We start from the raw sequence: 24,635 nt of genomic DNA on the forward strand, positions 1-24,635 counted from the left end.
ATGAACGCGTCTTCTCAAAGATTGAACCCAGCAGTCCAAGATGCGGCGTCTGTCAGTTCGGTGTGGGCCGAGCTGGTGGCATTGCAAGGCACAGCGCAGGTGTTTTGGGAGCAGTACCTCCAAGCCGTGGGGCAGCAATTGGGTGCGCGGCGCGTCTTGTTGTTGTCCTCGGGTGTGGGACAGCCTTGGCAAGCCCTGGCCCAATGGCCAGCGCAGGCGCCCGAACTGCCCAGTGATGCCGATGAGGCTTTGCAGCTGTTGCAGCACGCGCAACCGGGTGAACCCGTCTTGAACCACAAGGCGCAAGGCGCATCCGTGTTGGCCATGCCGCTGCCGAACGCACCCGTGGGTGCCAGCCGTGTCGCTGCTTTGGTGGCCTGGTTGACGGTGAGCCAAGAGCAGTCCTCAAACCCATGGCAGGCTTGGGCTCAGTCCGTGGCGCAAGTGCCTGCTGCTTATGCCAGGCAATCGGCCGAGACCTCTGCACTGCAGACCGCCCAAGTGCTGGGCGACGCGAACGACCCGCTTTCGGCCGAACCCCATGCGCAGCGGCTCTACCAAATCTTGCGTCTCTCCATCGACTTGTCCCAGCAGGACCGGTTTCTGCACCGTGCCTACGAGCTGTGCAACGCTCTGGCCGTGCGTTTTGACACCGACCGTGTCTCTTTGGGCTGGATGCACCCGCCTTATGTCCGCCTGACCGCCATCAGTCACATTGAAAAATTCGATCCGCAATCCAACCTGACACGGGCGTTGGAAAGTGCCATGGAAGAGGCGGCAGACCAATCGGGCGATTTGGTCTACCCCGTGCCACAGGCGTCACGCCAAGTGCACCGCGCGCACGAGTCCTACGCCTTGATGCAAGGCGTGGCGGCCTTGGCCAGCGTGCCGCTGCGTGAGGGCACTGAGGTCAAGGGCGTTTTGTGCCTGGAAAGGCGTCAGGGCGTGTGGACCCCCGAGGAGTTGTGGGAGCTGCACCTGATGGGACAGACGGTGGTGCGTCCTTTGGCGCAACTTCAGCAAAGCGACCGATGGTGGGGCGCACGCGCCAAATCCAGGCTGCAAAAATGGCTGTCACAAAGCCTGCAACCCAAGCAAAGCGCCTGGAAATTGGCGGGGCTGCTGTCTTTGGTGACCTTGCTGGTCTTGATCTTCTTGCCCTGGTCATTCCGAGTCGACGCCACTTTGACTTTGCGCAGCAAGGATTTGCTCTTCATGCCCGCGCCTTTTGATGGCTATTTGCAGCACGTGAACGTCGAGGTGGGTGACAAAGTTGAAGCCGGTCAAGTCTTGGTGCAACTGGACACGCGCGACCTGGTGCTTGAAGAATCCATGGCACAAGCCGATGTCATGCGTTACAGCCGAGAAGCCGAAAAAGCCCAAGCCAGCCGACAACTGGCCGAGATGCAGATCAACCTGGCGCGTCAGGACCAATCGGCTTCGCGCTTGGCCCTGGTGCGCCACCAACTGGCGCACGCCAAAGTGACCGCGCCCCGTGCCGGCGTGGTGGTGGAGGGCGAGCTCAAGAAAAACCTGGGTGCACCTTTGCGCAAGGGCGACTTGTTGCTCAAACTGGCCCAAACCGACGACACCTATTTGGAGTTGGAAATTGACCAGGTCGATGTCCACGAGGTCAAGCCCGGCACACGTGGCGAGTTCGCCTTGGTCGGACGGCCCGACCTGCGCTTTGACATCGAGTTGGAACGCATCGATCCGGCCTCCACCTTGCGCGAAGGCCGCAGTGTGTACCTGGCGCGGGCCAAAGTCTTGTCTCCCATTCCGGCCTGGTGGCGTCCTGGCATGGGGGGCAGCGCCAAGTTGTCAGCCGGTGACCGCCCATTGATCTGGGTCTTGACGCACCGCACCGTCAGGTTTTTGCGGGAGTTTTTCTGGCTATGAGCATGGACAGCGCCAGCGGACGAACCTACAGCGACACCTGGCATCGCGTGGCCGGCGTTCGTGCGTGTTTGCGCAGCAGCGTGCGTGCGCACCGCCAAACATTCCGGGGCGAAGACTGGGTCGTGCTGCGCGACAGCTTGGGCAGCGATTTTTTCCGTGTCACGGCCGATGCCTATGCTTTTTTGAGCCGACTGAGCGCCCAGCGCACCATCGATGAAGTCTGGGGCGACTTGATGGAGACACAACCCGATGTGGCGCTGACTCAAGAAGAAGTGGTGCAGCTGCTGGGTCAGTTGCACCTGTCCAATTTGCTCCAGTTCGACCGTGGTGCCGCAGCGGCCAGTTTGTTTGAACGTCACCAACAACGCCGTGGTCGCGAGATCAAGGCCTTGTTGATGGGATTTTTGTCCATCAAGATTCCCTTGATCGATCCCGACCGCTGGCTGGACCGTGCCTTGCCTGGGATCCGATGGCTGCTCGGCCCCATGGGTGTGGGTTTGTACCTGCTGTTGTTGGTGTGGGGCGGCAAAGCACTGTTGGACAACTCGGACCGAGTGTTTGAGCAGTCTGCGGGCTTGCTGGCACCGGCCAATTTGGGCTTGCTTTACATCGGCCTGGTGCTGGCGAAGCTGGTGCATGAATTTGGCCACGCCGCTGTGTGCAAACGCTATGGCGGTGAAGTCCACAAAATGGGCGTGATGCTGCTCATGTTTGCACCGCTGCCTTACATGGATGCCACGGCCAGCTGGGGGTTTCGCAGCCGTTACGAGCGCCTGTTGGTGGGGGCCTCGGGTGTGCTCAGCGAGTTGGCTGTGGCCGCCGTGGCGGCCTTGGTCTGGGCCCATACCGCGCCCGGCGTGGTCAATGCATTGGCTTACAACGTGATCTTTGTGGCCAGCGTGTCCACCATCTTGTTCAACCTCAATCCGTTGATGCGTTTTGACGGTTATCACATGCTGGTGGATTTCTTGGATGTGCCCAATTTGTTCCAACGCTCGCGAGACCAACTCAAGTACTTGGGCGAATACTGGATTTTGGGCCTGAAAACCGCGCAACCGGCTGCCCGCACCGCCAACGAGGCGCTGTTGCTGCCGCTGTATGGCGTCATCAGTCTGGTGTATTGGGTGGTCTTGATGGCCACCATCATTTTTTTCATCGCCGAACAATATCTGGACTTGGGCGTGGCCTTGGCCTGGTTTTTGTTTTTCACCATTGTGGTGTTGCCGCTTTACAAGTTCGTGAAATACCTGGCCTCCAGCCCCAAGCTGCAGCATCAGCGCGCCCGCGCCTTGCTGACGGCCATGGGCCTGACCGGTCTGAGTTTGGGTCTGTTGGCGGCCGTGCCCTTGCCCGACCGAGTGAGGGTCAAGGGGGTGCTGCAAGCCACGCAGTCCAGGGCCCTGTACAGCGACAGTGGTGGCGCCCTGGTGGCTTTGAAAGTGCGCCCGGGCAGTTGGGTGGAGCCGGGTCAAGCGCTGCTCACCCTGAGCAATCCCGAACTGGTTTTTGAAATCGAATCGGCCCGGCAGCAGCGTGAACAACTGATCTCGCAAGAGCTGCAAGCCATCAGCCAGGCGGTGGCCAATTGGGAGCCCCTGCGGCGTCAGCGTCAAGCGGTGGAACAAAAGCTGCTTGAACTGCGCAGGCAACAAGCGGCCCTGACGGTGCTGGCGCCGGTGGCGGGCATTTGGAGCGCCAGCGAGCTCGAATCCAGCCAAGGCCAGTGGTTGGCGCGAGGCGCCAGCCTGGGCACGGTGGTCGATGAGCGTGCTTGGCGGTTTGTGGCCGTGCTGCCCCAAGTGGGCACGCATCTGTTTGAAGCCGGGGTTTTGCAAACCGAAATTCGTTTGGCCGGTCAGCAAGAATTCAATGTGTTGGCCCGTCAAACCGAAGTGATGCCCTTTGAGCAGGGCCAACTGCCCTCGCCAGCCTTGGGCATGGCCGGTGGCGGCGACATTGCTGTGCAAAGTTCTGACCCCAACGGTCTGACAGCGGCGGAACCCTTTTTCAGGGTCCAGGCCGAGATGCCCGACCTGCACGGACAGGAGGCCCAGGCCCTGCGTTTGTTGCACGGACGGGTCGGCACCATGCGCATCAGCTTGCCCCATTCGCCTTTGTTGTTCCAATGGGAGCGTGGCTTGCGGCAGTTCCTGCAAAGGAAGTTCAGGGTATGAGCGCCACCATGAGCCCCGCGCACCACAGCACCCAGCGACCCTTGCACCAGCGCAGTGCGGTGCTGGAGAAACTGCGCCCTCTGGAAAAGCTGCCTGAAGGCCTGGACTCTTGGGTGGACCGCGGCCAAGGCTGGCTCAAGCGCCGCCCCAGCCAGGCCGCAGGGCTGTCCCACGACGCCCAAGCTTGTGCGCGCTTGTGCACCGAGATGCGCCAGCTCGATGAGTCGGCCCTCACTCAAGCCCTGGGTTTGGCCAAAGAAAATTTGCGCCGTGACCCGGTGCACGCCAAAGGCCAACTCGTCGAGGCCCTGGCCCTGGTGGGCCAAATGGCCTTTCGGGTGTTGGGCATGCAGCCCTATCCGGTTCAGTTCATGGGGGCTTTGGCCATGCACCGAGGCTGGTTGGCCGAGATGGCCACCGGCGAGGGCAAAACACTGACGGTGGCGGTGGCGGCCGTCTTGGCTGGCTGGAGCGGCCGTCCCTGCCATGTCATCACCGCCAACGATTACTTGGCTGAGCGCGATGCAGACACCATGCGCCCGCTGTTCGACGCCTGCGGTGTGAGCCTGGCATCCGTCTATGCCGAGGTGCCTGCCGAGCAACGCCCAACGCGTTATGCCGCCGATGTGGTGTATGTCACCCCCAAAGATTTGTTGGCCGACCATTTGCGCGACCAACTGGCCGCAGGTCAGGGACAAGATGCCAATTGGCAGCAGTTTCAGCAATGGATGGGCCAGCCGCCCAGCGCCCAGCCTTCCCAATTGTTGCTGGTGCGGGGTTTGCACACCGCCATCGTGGACGAGGCCGACAGTGTCTTGATCGACGAAGCCGTGACCCCGCTGATTTTGTCGGCACGCCGCCCCAGTCGGGGCTTGAGCGAAGCCGTGGTTTTGTTGGCCCAATTGGCCCCCCAATTGGTCCCGCAACAAGACTATGAACGCCTCTCACGCACGCGCACGGTGGTCCTCAAACAAGGGGCCATCCAAGCGCTGGCGGCGTTGGCCGATCGGTTGCCGCCCGTGTGGCGGCCCGCCCCCAGGCGCGAAGAACTGTTGCGCCAGGCCTTGCAGGTCCATTGCTTCTTTCAGGCTGGACATCAATACCTCGTCGATGACGGTGAAATCGTTTTGCTCGATGAATTCACGGGCCGTATGACCCCTGGCCGCACCCTCACCGCGGGTTTGCATCAAGCTGTAGAGGCCAAGGAGGGGCTGGAGATCACCGACCCCAACGAGGCACTCAGCCAAATGAGTTTTCAGGCTTTTTTCCGCAGCTTCCCCCGCTTGTCTGGCAGTTCCGGCACCGTGTGGGAAGCCGTCCATGAGTTGTGGCAGGTCTACCGCATGCGCGTGGTGCGCGTGCCAACACACCGTCCCCGCCTGACCCGCGTGTTGCCGGCACAGTTGATGGTCAGCACGCAAGACAAGTGGCGGGCGGTGGCGCGTGAAGTGATCGCAGCGCAACAAGCCCGTCGCGCGGTTTTGGTTGGTGTGCGCAGTGTGGAGTCGAGCGAAATTTTGGCCCAGCTGTTGTTCAGCCAGGGCGTTGAAGCGACGGTGCTCAATGCCGTGCACCACGCAGAGGAAGCCGACATCGTGGCCTTAGCCGGTGAACCCGGCCGCATCACCATCGCCACCAACATGGCCGGTCGTGGCACCGACATTCGCTTGCACCCCGACGTTGAAGCCCAGGGTGGCTTGCATGTGGTCATTGCCGAAGTGAATGAATCGGCGCGCATTGACCGTCAACTCGCGGGCCGCTGTGGTCGCCAGGGTGATCCGGGCAGTGTGTCGGTCTACCTGTGCCTGGAAGACAACTTGGCCAGCCGTTACATGCCCGTAGCCGTTCGTTCGGGCCTGCGTTGGCTGCATGGCTGCTCAGTGGAGTGGGCTTCAGGGCTTGGCTTGAGGGCCTTTCAGTGGGCCCAGCGGCGCGCAGAGTCCGATGCCTTTGAGCGGCGCTTTTCGGTGCTGCGCCACGACGACTGGCTGGCCTCGGCCCTGCCATTTGAACAGCGGGGTGCGGCATGAGCACGCTGCCACCTTGGCCGCAGTGGCGCGAAAGCGCCGCCAAAGCGCTTGCGGCCATGCTCGGCGAGCTGGATGGCCTGCCGATCACCGGGGCCGAATTTTCGGTGCGGCTGTCGCCTGCGGGCATTGAATGCGGGCGCTGGCTGGCCGGATTTTCGCCGGTGGGCGTGGCCCCGGCACGCTTGCAGGGCCTGCCCGCGCGGCTGGGCCTGCCGGCGGCCGACGCCCAGTGGTTCACCGACGGTGTGGCGCGCGCTCGCCAGATCGGCCTGGCGCTTGAGCAAACGGCGGCGCAGGCGGTGGCCAAGGTCTACCTGGAGTGGCCTTTGCCCGCGCCCGACATGCGGCCGCTTGCGCCCGAACAGCGCCAGGTGGCGCTGCAAATTGCCTCGTGCAAATGGACCATCGAGGGCGATGCCGCAGCGCAGGGTGCGCCGCGGCAGACCGATTACTGGCGCCTGTCGGGCGTCGATGGGGCGGCCATGGTCGGACTCTTGCGCGAGCCGCAAGAGGTGCTGGACCAGGCGCAGCGCCAGGTCTATGCCGCGCTGGGTCAGGCCCTGGAATCGGCCCTGTATGCCGTGCCCGACTGGCGCGAGCCGCGTTTGCTCTTGGTGCGCGACACCGGCAGCGCCCGCCGTGGCGTGGGCCTGCGTTTTTATGGCAGCGGCCTGACGGTGGCCGCTGCGCTGGCGCCGCTCAAGCCCTTGTGGCGCGCCTGGAGCCTGCGCCTAGAGGCGCAACCCGAATTGCTTTCTTTCTGGGCCGATCAGGAGTTGGGCTGGCTGCATGCCGGGCTCGACGGTCAAGGTCAGCCTTTTGTCATTGTTTACGGGGCGATTGATCGCACCCAAGCCCGCGCCGTGCTCAAGGCCAGCGGGTCGGCTGCTCGGCAGCAAAGCACACTTGTGCAGGAAAACGTTCTATGAAAAAAACCAAACGCTGGATTCCCAACCGCATGCACCTCGCCTTTCGGCGCTCACGCAGCACGGTGGAGCGGCTCGAAGACCGCATCTTGCTTTCGGCCGAGCCTTTGATCCAATTCAACCGGGCCGACGGCGAGCAGCCGTTGGTGGTGGAGAACCTGGCGTACAGCGCCAACAAACGCACGGCCGATCCGCTCGATCTGGAGGCCATCTCCAGCATCGCCACCCTGATTGATTTGACGCGGCCGCAGTCGCAGCAAAGCAGCAAGCTCAACTGGGCGGGCTCGACCTCCTCGCTGCTCAAACTCAACTCCCAGTTGCAGGCCCTGGTACTCGACTTGGGCGACAGCGACAGCCAGATGAGTTTGAGCAACGACGGCAATGGCATGCTGCGCCTGTCGAGCATGGACGGTCCATCGCCCTATGAGTTCGTGTTTGCCAAGCCCAGCAGCATTTTGGGCATCCGCGGCGAAGGCGGCATCGACCGCCTGATCATCGACAACGTCGACCTCGGCACCACCAGCTTGTCGGTCGACGTCGAGTCCATTTCCATTCCCAGCACGAGCACGCTGACCAGCCAAAGCAATGTGCTGCTGATGGCCCGCGACAGCTTCGCGGGCGATCTGGGCCAGCTCACCGTAGGCGCCGACGATCTGGAGCTCAGCGCAAGCATCGATGTGGCCGGCACCGTGCAGGTGGTGGGCAATGTGGTGCTGGCCGCGCAGGTCTCGGTCGAGCTCGAGCAGGAGGTCACGCTGACCGGCTACTACGAGGTCAATGGCAGCACCACGGCGCGGGTGCGCGTGGCCGATGGCGCCAGCGTCACCGCCCAGAGCCTGGCGATGAGCGCGATCACCGAGTCGCGCTGGGCGCTGGCGGCCAACGACGGCTTGATTGGCGGGCGGCTGGCCCTCGATCTGGTGCAGACCACCGAGGCGCTGGTGGAAGGCGGCGTGGACATCAGCGTGGCCCCCATGGCCGACGACGAGGGCAACCCGGGCGTGGGCCTGTTGATCGAGGCGGTTGACTGGACCGATGCCTCGGTCGTGCTCGACATGGCCGATGGCGAGATCACCGGCTTGAGCAAGGACACCCAGGCCGGCCAGGCGCTCGAGGGCTTTGAGCTGGGCTGGACGCAGATCGATGTGGTGCGCAAAACAGTCGCCGGACTCGGTGGCCAGGACAGCGTGGCCAATCCCACGCGCATCGGCAGCGCCGATGGCTTGGTGCACATTGCAGCGGCCAGCCTCGATGGCGCCGGCAACGAAGACGGCGAGAACGCCGGCATTTACGGCTCGGTGATGTCGTCCCTGGTGGGCTTGCACATCAGCAACATCGACCACGATGTGCAGGCCTTTGTGGCCAACTCCGCCCTGGAAGTGGGTGCGCTCAATGTCTATGCGCTCAACGAAACCAGCGCCCTGGCCAATGGCAAGATCGCCCGCAACAAGGTGGAAGGCAGCACCCAGGCCTGGGTCCAAGGCTCCGACCTCATCAGCATCGGCGCCATTGCCTTGATCGCCCAGGACCTGGCGAGTTTTACCGCCACCAGCGAAGGCTTTTCGGCCGACATCCCCAAGCTCGACACGCTCAAGGTGGGCATTGCCTCGACCACCAACACGGTCGATCGCAAGGTCTCGGCCTATCTGCTCAGCAGCACGGTCAGCGCCAGCGAGATGGCGGTTCTGGCCAGAAACGACAGCACCCTGAGCGTCTCGCTGGAGTCTATGGCGGTGTTTGACAGCGAGGCCACAGAAGGTGAAGCCCCGGCTGAAGGCGAAGGCGGCGCCTCTGGCATGCAGATGGCCTTTGGCGGCACCTTTGCGTGGAACCAGTTCAACGGCCAAGTGCTGGCCTATGTGGAAGACAGCACGCTGGAAACCACCGAGGGCGACCTGGCGGTGCAGGCGGTCAACAGCGCGGCGCTCGACGCCCAAAGCAAAGCCGGTACCGCCGTCAGTTCGGGCGCCGCTGCAGGCGCCTCGCTGGCCTTCAACGCGGTCGGCTGGGACATGGGCAATATTGCGGCGGCCGGTCTTAACAGCATTTTGGGCACCGACATCGGCGCCACCGCCTCGCCCCTGCTGACCCACGCTTATGTGCGCGGCAGCGACCTGGCGGTGGCCGGTGAGATGAGCGTGAGCGCCGAAAACACCATGGGCATCGAGGCGCTGATCAGCAATGCCGCCGATGTGCTGGGCGGCGGCACCGGCCTGTCGGTGGGCGCGGCCATGATTTTGGCGAGCAACCGGGTGCGCTCGGACACCCGTGCTTTTGTCGACGGCAATAAGCAGCTGGCCGGTGCCGATCAAGCGGTGCTTGATGTTGGCGGTGGCCTCACGGTGTCGGCCACGGACGATGCCGGCATCAGCGCCGACGTGGCCATGTCGTCCAATGTGGCGGGCGGCTCAGGCACGACGGTGGCCGCCGGCGGCGTGTTCTCACTCAACGATGTGCGCTCGCAGGTGGCGGCCGACGCCTGGAGCCTGACCCTGACCGCCGAGGGTGACACCTCGATCACCGCCTCGGCAACTGCGCAGATCTCGGCCACCTTGAGCGGCGAGGTCGTGGCTTCGGCTGAAGAAGAGGGTGCGGCTGAGGGGGGCGCTGCCGATGAAGCCGCTGCCGAACCCGATGCAGATGCTGGTGCCGATGCAGGATCAGGTGAAGCCGGTGGCGGCGCCATCTCGGTGGCGGCCAACGGCTTGATTGCCACCAACCGCATCCTGATCGATGCCGACGCCTCCCTGCGCGACAGCCTGGTCACTGTCAGTGGCAGCCTGGGCGTGGAGGCGGAAAACACCGCCACGATCGATGCCGAAAACACCGCCAGCACCGAAAGCGCGGGCACCGCCGCTGGCGTGGTGCTGGCCTTCAACACCATCGGCTGGAAGCCGCAAAACATTTTCTCGGCCGCCATCGACACCTTGATTGGCACCGACGCTTTGGCCCAGACCGACAGCGCTCAGTCCAGCGCCGAGATCACCAACACCACGCTGGATGTGGGTGAAGACCTCACGCTCACGGCCGTGACCGTGCCGCAAATCAACGCCTCGATTGAAAATACCGTGCAGTCCAGCGGCGGTGTGGCGGTGGGCCTGACACTGGCCTCCAACCTGGTCAGCGCCGACTCGCATGTGCTGCTCACGCCCAAGAACGAAGCGGGCGAGATGGAGCTGCCCGATGACACGGTGTTTGCCATTGGCGGCAATGTGCTCATCAAGGCCAGCGACACCTCGGGCATCGTCGCGCGCATTGGCGCGGCCACGGGCAGCGAAGGCCAAGCCGCTTTGGGCGCGCAACTGGTGCGCAACGATGTGCGCAATGTGGTCAAGGCCCTGGTCGACAGCGCGGCGATCGAGGCCGAAGGCGATGTGACCTTGGTTGCGCGCGGCTCGGCCAGTATCACGGCCTTGCTGTCGGACCAGGAACTGCCTGAACTCATCGAGGCCGATGCGTCCGAAGAGGAAGCAGCAGCCGAGGAAGAGGCTGCAGCCGAGGAAGAGGCTGCAGCCGAGGAAGAGGCTGCGGCCGAGGCTGCCGCCGAAGAGGCTTCGCTCGAAGAGCAGGCTGCGGCCGAGGAAGCCGCGGCCCAAGAAGAGGCAGCCGCCGAAGAGGACCCTGCAGCGGCCTCCATGGCCTTCAAGGGCCTGATTGCCACCAACTTGGTGCTCTCCGATGTGCGCGCCACGGTGCTGGACAGCGACATCAGCGCCGGCGGCGACTTGATTGCGCGCGCCCGCAACGCGGCGCACATCGAGGCAGAAAACACCGCCAAGGCCGATGCCGACGGCGCGGCCGTGGGCGTGACCCTGGCCTTCAACACCATAGGCTGGAAGGCGCAGAACGTGCTGTTCAACGCGCTCGACGCGCTGCTGGGCAGCCGCATTGGCGACGAGCAGCCGGCGCAGATTTTGGCCACTGTCTCGGGCTCTAATTTGTCGGCCGGAGGCGATCTGTCGGTGCTGGCGCAGGCCGAGGAGTCGATCACCGCCACCATCGTCAACGAGGCCAATGCCTCGGGCGCGAGCGTGGCCGCCGGCATGGTGCTGGCGAGCAACCTGCTGAGTGCGCGGGCCCGTGCCACGGTGGCCCCGGCGTTGCAGGCCGATGAAAAAGTGACCCTCAGCGCGGGCGGCTTCGTCACCGTCAGCGCGGTCGACGAGGCCGGCGTGGCCGCCGATGTGAGCATGGTCGCCAGCAGCGGCGGCTCGGCAGCAGTCGGCGGCTTGGTGGTGCGCAACGATGTGCGCAGCGATGTGTTTGCCGAGGTCGATCGGGTGCAGGGCGAGGCCGGCTGGGACTTCACCGTGCTCGCGCTCGAGTCGGCCAGCATCGAGGCCACACTCAGCGGCGAAACCAAGTCCCTGGCGGCGGCCGAAGATCCGGCGGCTGAGGCGGGCGATGCGGGTGCGGATGCAGGCACAGAGCCGGGTGCCGATGCGGGTGCCGATGCGGGTGCCGATGCGGGCGCTGATCCAGGCGCAGAGGGCGAAGCCGATGCGGCCGCAGGCAGTCCGCTGGCGGTCAACGGCCTGATCGCCACCAACCTGGTGCTCAGTTCGGCCCAGGCCCGGATCACGCACAGCGAGCTCAGCGTCGATGGCAATCTGGCGGTGCAGGCCGACAATATTTCGACCATCACGGCCGACAACTCGGCCAGCCTGGAGTCCGATGGCACGGCCGTCGGGGTCACCCTGGCTTTCAACACCATAGGCTGGAAGCCGCAGAACCTGTTTGCCAACGCGATCGACGCCTTGCTGGGCACCGACGCGCTGGGTCAGGAGCAGCCTGCGGTGGTCAGCGCGTTGGTGCTGGCCACCACCTTCACCGTGGGCGGCGATGTGGCGGTGCAGGCCGGCGGGCTCGACGAAGAAGAAGACGCGCCGGTGGGTTCCACCATCAGCGCGACCATCAGCAACGAAAGCGTCGCCAACGGCGCCAGTGCCTCGGCCAGCTTTGTGCTGGCCAGCAACAAAATCAGCACCACCAGCCAGGCCTGGGTGGGCCCGCTCACCCCCGCGCAAGCGGCCATCGACGGCGCCACGGCAGCCATCGACATGGCGCTGCTGGTGGGCGGCAACATGGACGTCTTGGCCACCGATGCCGGCACCATTGAAGCCGAAGTGACCATGGCCGCCACCAGCGGCGGCGGCACCGCAGTGGGCGGCGTGGTGGTCATGAACGACCTGCGCGGCGTGGTGCTCGCTGCCGTCGACCGGGTGGACTTGACGGCCGCGGGTGACGTGACGATCGCGGCCACCGAAGCCTCCAGCCTGAGCTCGGTGCTCTCGGGCAGCACTGAAAGCCCGCCCGAAGACCCCGACGCAGCCGAAGCCGATGCGGGTGCAGATGCGGGTGGCGCGACCGGTGCAGCGGGTGACGTTGGGGGTGCGGGAGCCGCCAGCCCCATGGCCATCAACGCCCTGATCGCCAACAACGTGGTGCTCGGCTCCAGCCGTGCCTTGTTGACCAAAAGCGCGGTGCAAGCCGATGGCAGTCTGACGGTGCAGGCCGACAACGTGGCCGAGATCACCGCCGAAAACACCGCCACCATGAGCTCGGGCGGCTCCGCAGTCGGTGCCACCCTGGCTTTCAACACCATGGGCTGGGAATCGCAGAACGTGCTGTTCAAGGCGGTCGATGCGCTGGTGGGCTCGGAGATCGGCGACGAAGACCCGCTGGTCGCGCTGGCCAAGCTCGAGACGGTCGAGCTCGACATTGGCGGCGACCTCAGCGTGCTGGCCAGCATGGAGGCCACGCTGAGCGCCACCACCAGCAACGAGGCCAGCAGCGAAGGCGCCGGTGCCGCGGCCAGCATCGTGGTGACCTCCAACATGGTCAGCACCGATGCGCAGGCCTTCATCTTGCAGCCCGAGGACAGCGAGGACTACGCGCTCAACGTCGCCGGCGCGGTGACGGTGCAGGCCGACGACGCGCCGGCCATCGTGGCCGACACCGTGGTCACCGCCACCTCCAGCGGCGAGGCCGGCGACGAGGAGGGCGATGGCGACTACCTGCAGGTCGATTACCGCAGCAGCGACGGCGAGGTCGAGCTGGCCTTTGGCAACCAGGTGATGGTGGAAGACGGCCACGAGGCCGGCGGCAACATCGGGCGCATTTACCGCTACATGGGAGAGGGCGAGGCGATCGACCTGATGGAGGAGAACTACGACCACAGCGGCCTGTGGTACGAGCTGCTGCCGCCCAAAGGCTTTGTGGGCGATGTGCTGGCCTTTCTGGAGTCACCCATGCCCTCGATCGAGCGCGAGATCGTGCTCACCACCATCCCCATGGGCGGGGTGGAAAGCGATGTGGGCTTCAAGCTTGGCGCGGGCTGGGGCGAGCTCAGTGTGGGTGACTTTCTCAGCGGCGTCAACGGCGACAACAAGGGCGGCTTCGCCGGCACCGAGCAGGGCGTGAAGTTCGAGACTGGCTCGCTGCTGGGCCGCGCCGGCCCCGAGCTCAGCCTCGAATTGATCTTCCCCAATCCTGAGCTGCCTTACTACAGCTACGAGGAGGTGCTGGGCACGCTCAACCACGGCGGCGAGGCCCACGACTGGGGCGTGCGCGCATCAGTCGGCTGGCCCGATGCCAAGCTGTTTGACCTGATCAACCTGCCCGCGCTGATCGACGGGCGCTTTGAGCCACTGCTGCCCGAGTTCACCGCTTCGGTCTTCTTTGGCGACCTGGAGATCGACTCGCTGACCTTCCTGCCCGCGCAGTTTGTGGTGCAGCTGCCCACCGTGCGCGTGACGGTGCTGGGCAAGCCGGTGGAGCTGGTCTACAGCAGCGAAATCGTGATCGACACGCCCGACCACTTGCAGGAGTTTGTCGACGAAGAGCTCGAACCGCTCAGGGTCGAGATTCCGATGATGGATCTCGACGCATTGATGGAGGTGCAGGGTCTGGAGGACCGGGCCGAGGACTACTGGGACGACGCGCTGGTCATCGATGTCAGCAACCCCGAACTGCCTTACTTCGAAGAAGAGTTCATCTTCACCACGGTCGAGATGGGCGGGCAGGATTTCGATATCGGTCTGAAGGTCGGAACGGGCTGGCAGGACACCAGCTTGCTCGACATGCTGACCGGCGAGGCCAAGCCCGCGGGCATCAGTGCGCTGGAGACCGGCATCAAGATCCAGGCCGGCGTCACCGAGATCCTGGGCTATGACGTGCAAGGCCCTGAGCTCAACCTTGAGCTGATCTTGCCCAATCCAGAGCTGCCCTATTACGAATTCCGCTACGCCCTCGGTCAGGCGCCGCTGATTCCACCGGTTGCCGAGGAGCCGTCCCCAGCCGAGGAAGCGAGCACCGGCGAAACCACCCCCACCGACGAGGCTGCCGAGCCCGTCATGATCGACTGGGGCCTGGAGCTGGCGGTGGGCTGGCAAGACACCTTGCTGCTCGATCTGATTGACATGGACGCCTGGCTGGAGGGCGAATTCGATCCCAAGCTGCCCGAGCTCGATTTGCGTCTGTACATCGATCTGCCCGAGGACGCCGAGGCCGGCACGATCGCGCCCTTCTTGCCTGAATACTTTGATGTGGCCCTGCCGTCTTTCAAGCTCACTTTGCTGGGCACCGAGATGGCGCTGGGCTTTGGCACGTCCTTGACCTTCAAGACGCCCGATGCCTACGCGGCCTACATTGACGCGAGTCTGCCCAGGGGCCAAGCCAGCCTGCCTGGTTTGGATCTGGATATCGCGCTGGACGCATTGCTCAACGGCACCGAGGTCAGCCTCGATGAAATGAAATTCGTGCCCAGTCCTGAGCAGCTCGCGCAGGTGGTCGATGCCACCGAGCCCGATGAGATCAAGGCCGCCTTGCTCGAAGCCATCCAGATCATTCCGGGCAATTACGCATTCACCCAGCCTAAGATCCAGGGACTGGTCTTTGGCATGCCGGTCGAGTTCGGCGTGCCGATCGACAACTTCTCAGGTGAGTGGCTGGGTTTGACCCTGGCCGAATTCACGCTCGAGGAGGTGCTGCCCGAGAGCGTGTACAGCCTGATCGAGGCCTTTGTCGACACCGAATCGGAGACCGTCGAGTTTGAACTGCCCACGGTTGACCTGGGCGTGGTGGGGCCGGCCATTGGCGAGCTGCCGTATCTTGAAGAGTCGGTTGCCATCGACCTGGGCAGCGAGGACGAGCCACTGGAGTTTGGCATCAAGGTGGGCGCCGGCTGGAAGGACGTCACGCTGGCCGGCATGCTGCTGTCCGACCCCGTGCCTGGCGGCAAGGTGCCGCTGGACATGGGTGTGCGTTTTCAGTCGCCCGGCATCGCCATCACGGTGCCCATGCTCGACGTCGGGTCCTTGACCTTGCAGGGTCCGGCGCTGGACATCGAGCTCATGCTGCCCGAAGTCGATCTGCCTTATCTGGAGTACCAGCAAGCCCTGGGCACGCTCAATGTGCAGGCCCAGCAGACGGGCCAGACCCTGCCGGTTTCGGAGGTCGATTGGGGGATGGAGCTGGCCGTGGGCTGGCTGGACATGCAGCTGAGCGACCTGGTCGACATGCAGGCTTGGCTCGAGGGTGACTTCTCGGTGGCCGTGCCCAAGCTCGACTTTCACCTGTATGTGGACTTGCCCGAAGGCGACGATCTGCCCGAGATCAAGGCCTTTTTGCCCAAGTATTTCGACATCTCGCTGCCTTCCTTCAAAGCGGTCCTTTTGGGCACGGAGTTGAACATTGGCTTTGGCACCACGCTGCGTTACGAAACGCCTGAGGAGTATGCCGACTACATCGACGAGGCCCTCGCGCCAGTCCAGGCCAGGTTGACGGGCATAGACCTTGATGCGGCCATTGATCTGCTGGAGGCCGGCGAGGAGCTCGACGCGCAGGCGATCCGGGATCTGCGTTACACACCGGACGATGAGGCGGTCGAGATCGACCTGACCGATCTGGACTCGGTCAACGACGCCTTTGAGACCTTGATCCAGGTCATCCCTGAGCGCTTTGCGATTGCCGATCCGACCTACAGCGGGGTTGTTTTCGGCGTCGAGATCGAATCAAAGATCAAGCTGATTGATTTGGCGCCCGAGTTGGTCGAGTTCAGCCTGTCAGAGATCCTGCCCGAGAGCGTGTATCGGCTGATAGAGCCCTTCATCCGTCCCATGGGTGCCAACGAAGCTCCGGTGCAGATCACCTTGCCGGAGCTCGAGCTGCCCGACATCGGTCCGAGCGTGCCCTTTGTCGAGCAGTTCGTCGACCTGCTCAAGACCCTTCCCAGTCAGGTGCGGCTGTTCAACCCCACCGTCTCGGCGGCCTTGCTGGGCATTTCGATAGAGCAGACCCTGCCGCTGACCGAGGTCGTGCAACTGGTGGCCGACGAGCTGGGCATCGAGCTCTTTGTCTTCGAGGTCAACGAGGACGACCCCAGCGAGAGCTACATCGAGTTCAGCATCCTCGAGGTGATGGACCAATTGCCCGAGACGCTGCAAGACCTCCTGGGCTATCTGATCGACGACCAAGAGCCTGAAGAGGGCGAGGACCCCCCAGAGCCCAAGAAGCCGATGGAGCTGCGGGCCGTCGAGCTGGACCTGGGCGACTTCACGCCGGCGGGCATGCAGCAGTACGTGCCCTACGTCAAGCTGGGCACGGCCCTGCTCAACAAGCTGGGGCTGAAGCTGCCCTTCCTCAACCTCGATCCGCAAAGCGGCGATCCGGTGGCCGAGGCCGAAACAGGCGAGGCCGCAGGCGACGAGACACCGCCAGAGACCGAGGTCGAGCTGGGTACCGGCCTGACCTGGACCACGGCCGAGGCTGCGCTGGAGGCGGGCGAAGCGGTCAACGAGGTGCAGACCCTGTCACTGGCCATCGATCCGAGCTTGGGTCTGGGCAGCGAACGCACTTTCAAGCTGGCACTGGGCAAGAGCAAGGTCACCGATGCGATTGAGGTGCTGCCCCTGGGCGGCACGGCCATGGCCGAGCAGCAACAGATCACGGTGCTGCAGTCCGATGTGAACAAGCGCTTTGCGCTCAAGATCGGTACCTGGTCCTCCTCAGAGATCATCTACTCGGGCAACCCCGAGTTCGACGCCAAGAAAATCAGCGACGCGCTGGCCACGCACCCCGACATCAAGAGCGCCAAGGTGCGCTTTGGCACCGACGCGCAAAGCCGGCGCACCTTCACCATCGACCATGTCACCGAGGACAAGGCCTCGCCCAATTTGGCGAAGTTGCAGGTGGTTCTGCCCAGCACCGCCGGCAAGCTGGCCTTTGCAACCAGCACGCTGCGTGACGGCAGCGCCGCGAGCAGTCCGTCAAGCCAGGCGGCGCTGATCCAGGCCGCGCTCGACAAAACCTTTGGCCAGGACCTGATCACCGTCAGCGCGGGCGCGCAGGGCCGCTACCTGCTCACCATGGCGGGCCGCTATGCCCACACCAACCTCGATCAGTTGCAAGTGAGCGAGGCAACGGCCGGCGTCAAGGCCAGCACCGCCACCCAGACCGAGGGCAAGGCCGCGACCGGCCCGAGCTACCTTATTGATTTGCAGGCCCAGGCCGATCAGGAATTGTTCGATTTGCGCTTGACCCTCGCGGGCGTCGAGTACACGGTGGACGATGTGGCCGTCGGTGTGACGGCCAGCCAGCTCGCGGCCAAGCTGGCGTCGGCGCTGGATGGTGCGGGCAAAACCCTGCTTGAAAACGGCATCCAAAAACCCACGGTCAAGCTTGGGAGCGAGTCGGGCCAGTGGGTGGTGGCCTTTGCCGCCGGCACATCCGAGGTCGAGATCCAGACCACCTTGAAGCAGGCGTCGCCTGAGGAGGGGGACACGGACACAGGAACCGATACCGGCACAGACACGGGCACAGACACCGGTACAGACACCCCCGCTGAGCTCGAGTGGGTTGATGCGACACAAACGGTCGCCCGCGTGGAGGGCGTTTCCGAGTTGCAGGTGCTCGATCTGAACGTGGCCCCCGAGGCGCTCGGCCCCGACTCTGTCTTCAGCCTGGCGCTGGGCAAGACCAAGATCACCGACCCGATCGCGCTGCTCAGCCTGGGCGAGGCGAGCGATGAGGAGCAGGTGCTCAAGATCATCAACACCCAGGCCAATGCCAACAAGCGTTTTGTGCTCAAGCTGGGCGACAAGACCTCGGCACCGCTGACCTTTGCCAACAGCCCCCTCAAAGACGCCGAAACCCTAAGGGTGGCGGTGGCCGGGCTGCTCGGAGTCGCGGCGCCCAAGACGGGTGGGCCGATCACGGTGACCTGGAGCACGTCCAGCAACGTCAGCACCTTCACCATCAGTTTCAGCGGTAAGCTGGCGGCTCTCGACATAGCCCAGATCACGGCCGAGCGGGTGCCGGTGGCCAGTGCCAGTCTGGCACCCAACACCCTGCTCTTTAACGCCCAGACGCTGGCGCAGGGCAACCCGGGCTATACCCGCGAGGACCAGGCCGCGCTGATCCAGATCGCGCTCGATGCGACTTTTGGCGAGGGCCAGATCACGGTGTCGGTGGCCGAAGACGGCAGCTACCTGCTGTCCATGAACGGGCGCTACGCCAACGCCAACGTCGAGCAGATGCGCGTCATCACCGACGCGGCTGCCGCTGCGTTTGCCCAAGGCACGGTCAGCACGCTGCGCGAGGGCAGCAGCGTGGCCACCAACCAAGGCCACAGCGTCACCTTCAAGAAGCAGTTTGGCGAGCAGCACTTTCACCTTTATGTGAGCGGCAACAAAGACTTGCCGGTCACGCCGGTTCATTTCAACTGGGCCGAGAACCCGGCCAACACCCTTCGCGACCTCAAGGCCGAGTATGTGCGGGTGCTCAACTCGCCGCAGGCGAACATTCAGGCGGTCATCGGTGAGGGCAAATTCGTCACCGCCGACGACATCCAGGTCGCGCGCGACACCAGCTACACGGGCACAGGCAACCGCTACCAGGTCGAGCTGGTGGGCCAGCTGGCGGGCAAGAGTGTGCCCACGCTGCGCCTGAGCTCGGAGAAGCTGTCCTACAGCTTCATCTCCAGTCAGACCGGCTCCAGCCGCACCGACGAGACCCAGCGCATCGACATCGCGCACCGCGGCTCGGGCACTTTCACTGTGAGTTTGAGCCACGAGGACCAGACCTACACCACCGACGCACTGGAGTTGGGCGCAAGCGAGCAGCAGGTGCAAGCCGCTTTGAATCGGGCTCTGGGCGATGTGGGCAGCGTCACCGTCACCGCGCCCGCAGAAGGCAGCTACCTGGTCGTCTTCGGCGGTGCGCTGGCTGGCCAGAATCTGGACGCGCTCACCGTGGTCACCACCACAGACCCGGCCCGCTTCATCCAGACCGAGCAGCAAGGCCAGCGCGGCGTGGGTGCGAGCTATGCGATCGACTTGCAGGCGCCCGAAGGCACGACCGAGTTCCATGCTCAGATCGAGCTCAACGGCGTGATCTACACCGTCGAGTCAGTGGGGGTGGGCTTGACTGCCTCGCAGCTGCGCACGCAGTTGCTGGGCGCGCAGTCCGAAGAGGGCGAGGCGCTCGATGCCTCTGGCTTGACCCTCACCGTCAAGGACGGCGAGGGGGCTGGCCAGTGGACGGTGTCTTTTGGCATGACCAGCGATGGCTTGACCCCTTCAGGCCTGCGCACGGCCCTGGTCGCGCCTGATGAAGACGCGCCGGCCGAGCCCGAAGGAGACGTGCCCGCCGAGCCCGTGAAGGGCGCCATGGCCGTGGGCGGCCTGGTGGTGCGCAACGACGTGCGCGCCGTGGCCCAGGCCTACATCCGCTTTGCCCAGCTCACCGCCGGCTCGGTCAGCGTGGCGGTGTCGGAGGCGGCCAGCATCGAGGCCAGCCTGGAGGCGGTGGCCGAAGCCAGCGGTGGCACCGGCAAAGGCCTGGCCGTGGGCGGCGCGATCGCGACCAACCTCATCCTCAACCAGTCGGCGGCCTTCATCTCGGACAGCAGCATCACCACCGAAGAGGACGGCGTCAGCGTCGAGGGCAGCAACACCGCCAGCATCAGCGCCACCAACAACAGCGCGATCAGCTCCGACGGCACTTCGGTGGGCGTGACGCTGGCCTTCAATACCATCGGCTGGCAGGCGCAAAACGTGCTGTTTGCCGCCATCGATGCCCTGGTGGGCAGCGAGATTGGCGACCAGGAAAAGTCGCTTGTCAAAGCCTATCTGCACAACACCGACGTCGATTCGGCCGGTGCGGTGGTGGTCAACGCCAGCAACGAAGCCGAGATCTTTGCGCAGATCCGCAACGAGGTCGCCTCGGCCCTGCCCGAGCCTGATCCGGCCGCTGGCGCCACCGGCGTGGGCACCGGTGCCGCAGCCGGCCCGCAAAAGAGCGTGTCGGCCGGCTTTGTGCTGGCCAGCAACATGGTCAGCAGCGGCGCGCTGGCGACCATCACGCACGATGCGGCCAAAACCCCATTGACGATGCGCGACCTCACCGTCGGCGCAGGCGGCCTGAGTGTGAACTCGACCGACGATGCGCGCATCGTCTCCCAGGTCGACCTGTCGGTGATCTCGGGCGAGGAGAGCGAGCTCACCATGGCCGTGCGCGCCTTTGTCAACCTGTTTGGCGTGACCTACACCGACATGTCGGGCACCCAGCGCGTGATCCTGGGCGACCGGGTGCGCGTGGGCGGGCCGACCTACACCACCTTCGACCGGCCTGAGACGGTGACTGCCGGTGACCGCATTGAGCTCAAGTCCAGCCTGGGCGGCGGACAGGCGGGTGACCTCTACGAGTACATCGGCGAGGAAGACCTGGAGGCGCCGCGCCTGGACAAGACCGACTACAGCGACACCGAGCTGTGGCGCCAGATCCAGGGTTCGGCCGACACCACCTATGTGTTCAAGGGCTCGGACGCCATCTTTGACTTGGCCAGCGAAGACTTCAACGATTCGAGCCGCTGGCTGGCCATCGACCTCGACGGCCTGGTCGACACGGCTGCCGCCGCCATCGAGGCGGCGGCCACGCTCAAGGGCAGCGCCACCGTCAGCGATTCGGGCGCTTCGGCCTTTGGCGGCCTGGTGGTGCGCAACGATGTGCGCAGCGATGTCGACGCCCTGGTTGACGGCTTTGCGATGGAGGTCACCGGCGATGTGAGCATCACTGCCACCGAGTCGGCCGTCATCTTGGCGCAAGACAACAGCACGGTGGAGGCCAAGACCACCGGCGTCAATGTGGTGGTGGCCACCAACACCATCCTGGGCGGGGCCAATGCGGTACTGCGCAACAGCACCTTGGTGACCTTGGCCGAAGAGGTGGACGAAGAGGTGGCCGAGGAGGCCCCCGCGGATGAAGCGGCAGCCGAAGACGGCGCGGCCCTTGCTGAGGCCTCCGCTGACGACGCCGCTGCGACCGACGAAAGCGCTGCGGCCGGTGAGGGCGAGGAAGCCGCCGCCGAGCCCATGACCGGCAGCGTGACGGTCAAAGCCGAGAGCGTGGCCTTCATCCTGGCCGAGGTCAACAGCTCGGTCAAGGCGTCGACCTCGGTCGGTGTGGTGATGGCCTTCAACACCATCGGCTACACACCGCAAAACGTGCTCTACAACATCGCGGACGGCGTGCTGGGCACCAGCCTGGCCGGCCAGAACAAGTTGAGCACCACGGCGCGCATCGAGTCGACTCCGCTTGATTTGGCCGGCGCCCTGGATGTCGCCGCCGAATCGGACGGCCAGATCCAGGCCATCATCGTCAATTCGGCATTGGCGCTCGATGTCAGCACCAAGGCCGACAGCAAGGCGATTACCGTCGCGCCGGTGATCGCGATGAACAAGATCGCCGCCAACACCGACGCCACCGTCGACAAGACCGCCACGGTGGCGGCCGATGGCGACGTGACCATCCAGGCCAGCGGCAACACCCGCATCGAGTCCGAAGTGGCCGCCAGCGCCATCGGCATCTCGGCCAGCACCAGCGGGGCCAGCAAGTCGGTCTCGGTCGGTGTGAGCCTGAGCCGCAACGACGTTCAAAACGATGTCAATGCTTTTGTGCGTGGCACCTCGTTGACTGCACCCTCGGAGCTGACGTCGGCCAATGGCAATGTGCTCATCAGCACCGAGCGCGGCTCGGCCATCGTGGCCAACGGCCGCGCCACGGCGGTGGCGATTTCGGCCAGCCTGTCCAGCGGCGCCACCGCAGTCTCGGGTGCGGGCACGCTTGCGCTCAACCGCATCACTGGCAGTTCGCAGGCCTATGCGCAGTGGGCCGACATCGTCACGGGCGCGCCCGTGGATCCAGACGCCGAAGCGCCCGCTGAGGAGGGCGCCGATGCTGGTACAGATACAGGCACCGAAGCAGTCAGCCCAGACGAGGAACTGGCCGACGCCCCCAGCACCGGTAACGTCGAGATCAAGGTCACCGACGATGCCCACATCAGCGCCTACCTGCGCTCGGTGGCCGCTTCCGTGTCCTTCGGCATGTCGGGCTCGTCCAAGGCCGCCGCCGTGGGCCTGTCGGTGGCGCGCAACCTGATCGGCATGGCGCCCACCCAGGTCAGTTACGACTACGCGGCCACCGCCTACGACAAGGACAACAAGCTCACCGAGCTGGTCAAGGGCAAGCGCGTGCTGCTCGACTCGGCCTTGATGGGCAACGACATCTACGAATACGTCGGCGACAAGTACACCGACGATGACGGCATCGACCTGGTCAACCAGAACTACTCTGACGAGAGCCTGTGGCGCCTGGTCAGCTACAGCGCCTCTGTGGTCAACACCCGGGCGCAGCTGGTGCACAGTTCCGTGGAGGCCAGTGGCGACCTGAACATCGAGGCCGTCAGCAGCGCCCGCATCGAGGCCACGGTGCTGGCCGCCGCCGCTGCGGTGGGCGCGAGCGCCAGTTCCTCGGCCTACAGCCTGAGCGCCGCCGGCGCCTATGCCGAAAACCGCATCAACGCCAGCTTGCAGGCCGGCGTGCTGGGCAACCCGGCCGATCCTTTGACGCTGGAGGCCGAGTCGATCACGGTGCGCGCGGAAAACCTCGCCACCATCGATGCGATCACCGGCGCGGCGGCCCTGTCGGCCTCGCTTTCGGGTGCAGGCACCGCCGCTTCGGTGGCCATCGGCCTGTCGCTGGCCTTCAACAGCATCGATGCCGACACCCTGGCCGATGTGGTGGGCGCCGATCTGGTGGCCCGCAGCGGCTCGGTCGAGCTGCGCGCGATCTCCGCAGGCGTGGACCGCAAGGAGCTCGACTACGACGCGATGAAGCAAGCCGGCTTGACGGCCGACGCGCTCAACGCCCTGGCCAATGCCGGCAAGAAGACGAGCTACAGCAGCGACGAAGACCAAAGTTGGGATTACCTGGCGCTTGACGGCGTGGTCGAGCTGCGCGAGATTGAAACCGGCAGCGTGCTGGGCATCACCACCAGCCGCATGCCGCGGGTGCGGGTCGAGGTGCTGGACGCCAATCGCCAGCCCACTGGCGACTACATCATCTACGAGCTCGACAACGATGAGCTGCTCTACGAGAACCTGGGCAAGCTGGTCGATCTGCGCACGCTGTACAACTTTACCCAGGAGCAGATTGAAGACAGCGGCAACTGGAGCGTGGTCTCCACCGACGCGCAGACCGTCAAGACCGGCTACACCGTGCGGGTGGCCGAAGGCCACATGGCCGGCGGCGAGGTCGGCCGGGTCTATGTGTTTGGCGGCGTGGAGGAAGACTACACCACCGAAGACGGTGAGCGCATCGAAGGCAAGACCTGGCGCCTGGTCAAGACGGGCGATGTGGTGCTGGTGGCCAGCAACCACATGGAAGAGTCGACGCTGGGCCCGCCCAAGGAAAGCGGCCTGGCCGGCAAGCTGTTCCGCTACCAGGGCGCCTCGCAGCGCATCGACCTGTCAACCGTCGAACTCGAAGACGCCCCCGATTGGGAGGCGCTCTCGGTCGAGGAAGACGTGGAGCTGTGGAAGGAAGACTACAGCAACACCGACCGCTGGCGCCTGGCCAGCGACTTTGCCAACCCCGAGCTGCAGCCCAAGCTGGTTGAGGCACTGCAAGAAGCCGGGGTGGAACTGCCCACGCTCGACGAGGTGCACGCGGCCTATATGTACCGCAGCACCGAGGGCCTGAGCTGGGACTACACACAAGAAGACGGTGTGCAAACCCTGCTCAAGGGCGACCGGGTGGCCATCCTCTTGGGCGAGGACGCCGGCAAGGTCTATGAATACAAGGGCGAATTGCCGCTCGATGACCTCACGCTCGATGAGGAGGCCATCGCAGAAGGCGGCGCCGACGCCGCCGCCGATGAGGCGCTCGACGGGCTTGAATTTGATCTGTCTGAGGAAGACTTCGAAGACACCGACCGTTGGGAAGAGGTCAAGGTCAATGGCTACCGCCTGAGCAAGGGCGACACCGTGCGCGTGGCGCGCGGCCACGAGGGCGGCGGCGAGGAAGACCGCATTTACCGCTACGTGGGCGTCAACAACCTGCTGTTCTTGGCCGACGAGGACTACTCCGACGAATCGCGCTGGCAGATGATGCCGGTGGAGGTCACGGTGTCGGTGGTCGAAGAGGGCAAGCGCTGGAAGCTGGTCGATGCGGCCGGCAAGAGCTACACCCTGACCTTCAACGAGGCCCCTGCCGGCTCCTCGGCGGCCTCGACCGCGGTGGTGGCGCGCAACAGCATCAACGCGGTG

The 24,635-nt window shown here is 64.7% G+C and carries 5 protein-coding genes (1 of these 5 cut by a window edge); all 5 read left to right on the forward strand.

Annotated features, from left to right (window positions below):
* Positions 1-1,899: an HlyD family efflux transporter periplasmic adaptor subunit gene (locus Q0O99_RS08115; RefSeq protein WP_293750286.1), complete on the forward strand. Its 1,899-nt coding sequence runs from the start codon at positions 1-3 to the stop codon at positions 1,897-1,899.
* A complete protein-coding gene (locus tag Q0O99_RS08120) occupies positions 1,896-4,073 on the forward strand; it encodes a hypothetical protein (RefSeq protein WP_293750288.1) in 2,178 nt (725 codons plus the stop codon). The genes Q0O99_RS08115 and Q0O99_RS08120 overlap by 4 nt, the downstream gene beginning before the upstream one ends.
* Positions 4,070-6,103 carry a DEAD/DEAH box helicase gene (locus Q0O99_RS08125; protein ID WP_293750290.1) on the forward strand — a complete coding sequence of 678 codons (2,034 nt, stop codon included), beginning with the start codon at positions 4,070-4,072 and terminating at the stop codon, positions 6,101-6,103. The genes Q0O99_RS08120 and Q0O99_RS08125 overlap by 4 nt, the downstream gene beginning before the upstream one ends.
* Complete coding sequence (locus Q0O99_RS08130; RefSeq protein WP_293750292.1) at positions 6,100-7,032, forward strand: hypothetical protein; 933 nt, start codon at positions 6,100-6,102, stop codon at positions 7,030-7,032. The genes Q0O99_RS08125 and Q0O99_RS08130 overlap by 4 nt, the downstream gene beginning before the upstream one ends.
* Positions 7,029-24,635, forward strand: part of the annotated coding region (locus Q0O99_RS08135; protein WP_293750294.1) for an LEPR-XLL domain-containing protein (this coding region is incomplete at its 3' end). Its footprint extends 12,428 nt past the window's final position; 17,607 of its 30,035 annotated nt are in view. The genes Q0O99_RS08130 and Q0O99_RS08135, both read left to right, overlap by 4 nt.

This window comes from Limnohabitans sp. Rim8 (assembly GCF_945901735.1).
In the GTDB taxonomy this organism is placed as follows: domain Bacteria; phylum Pseudomonadota; class Gammaproteobacteria; order Burkholderiales; family Burkholderiaceae_C; genus Limnohabitans_A.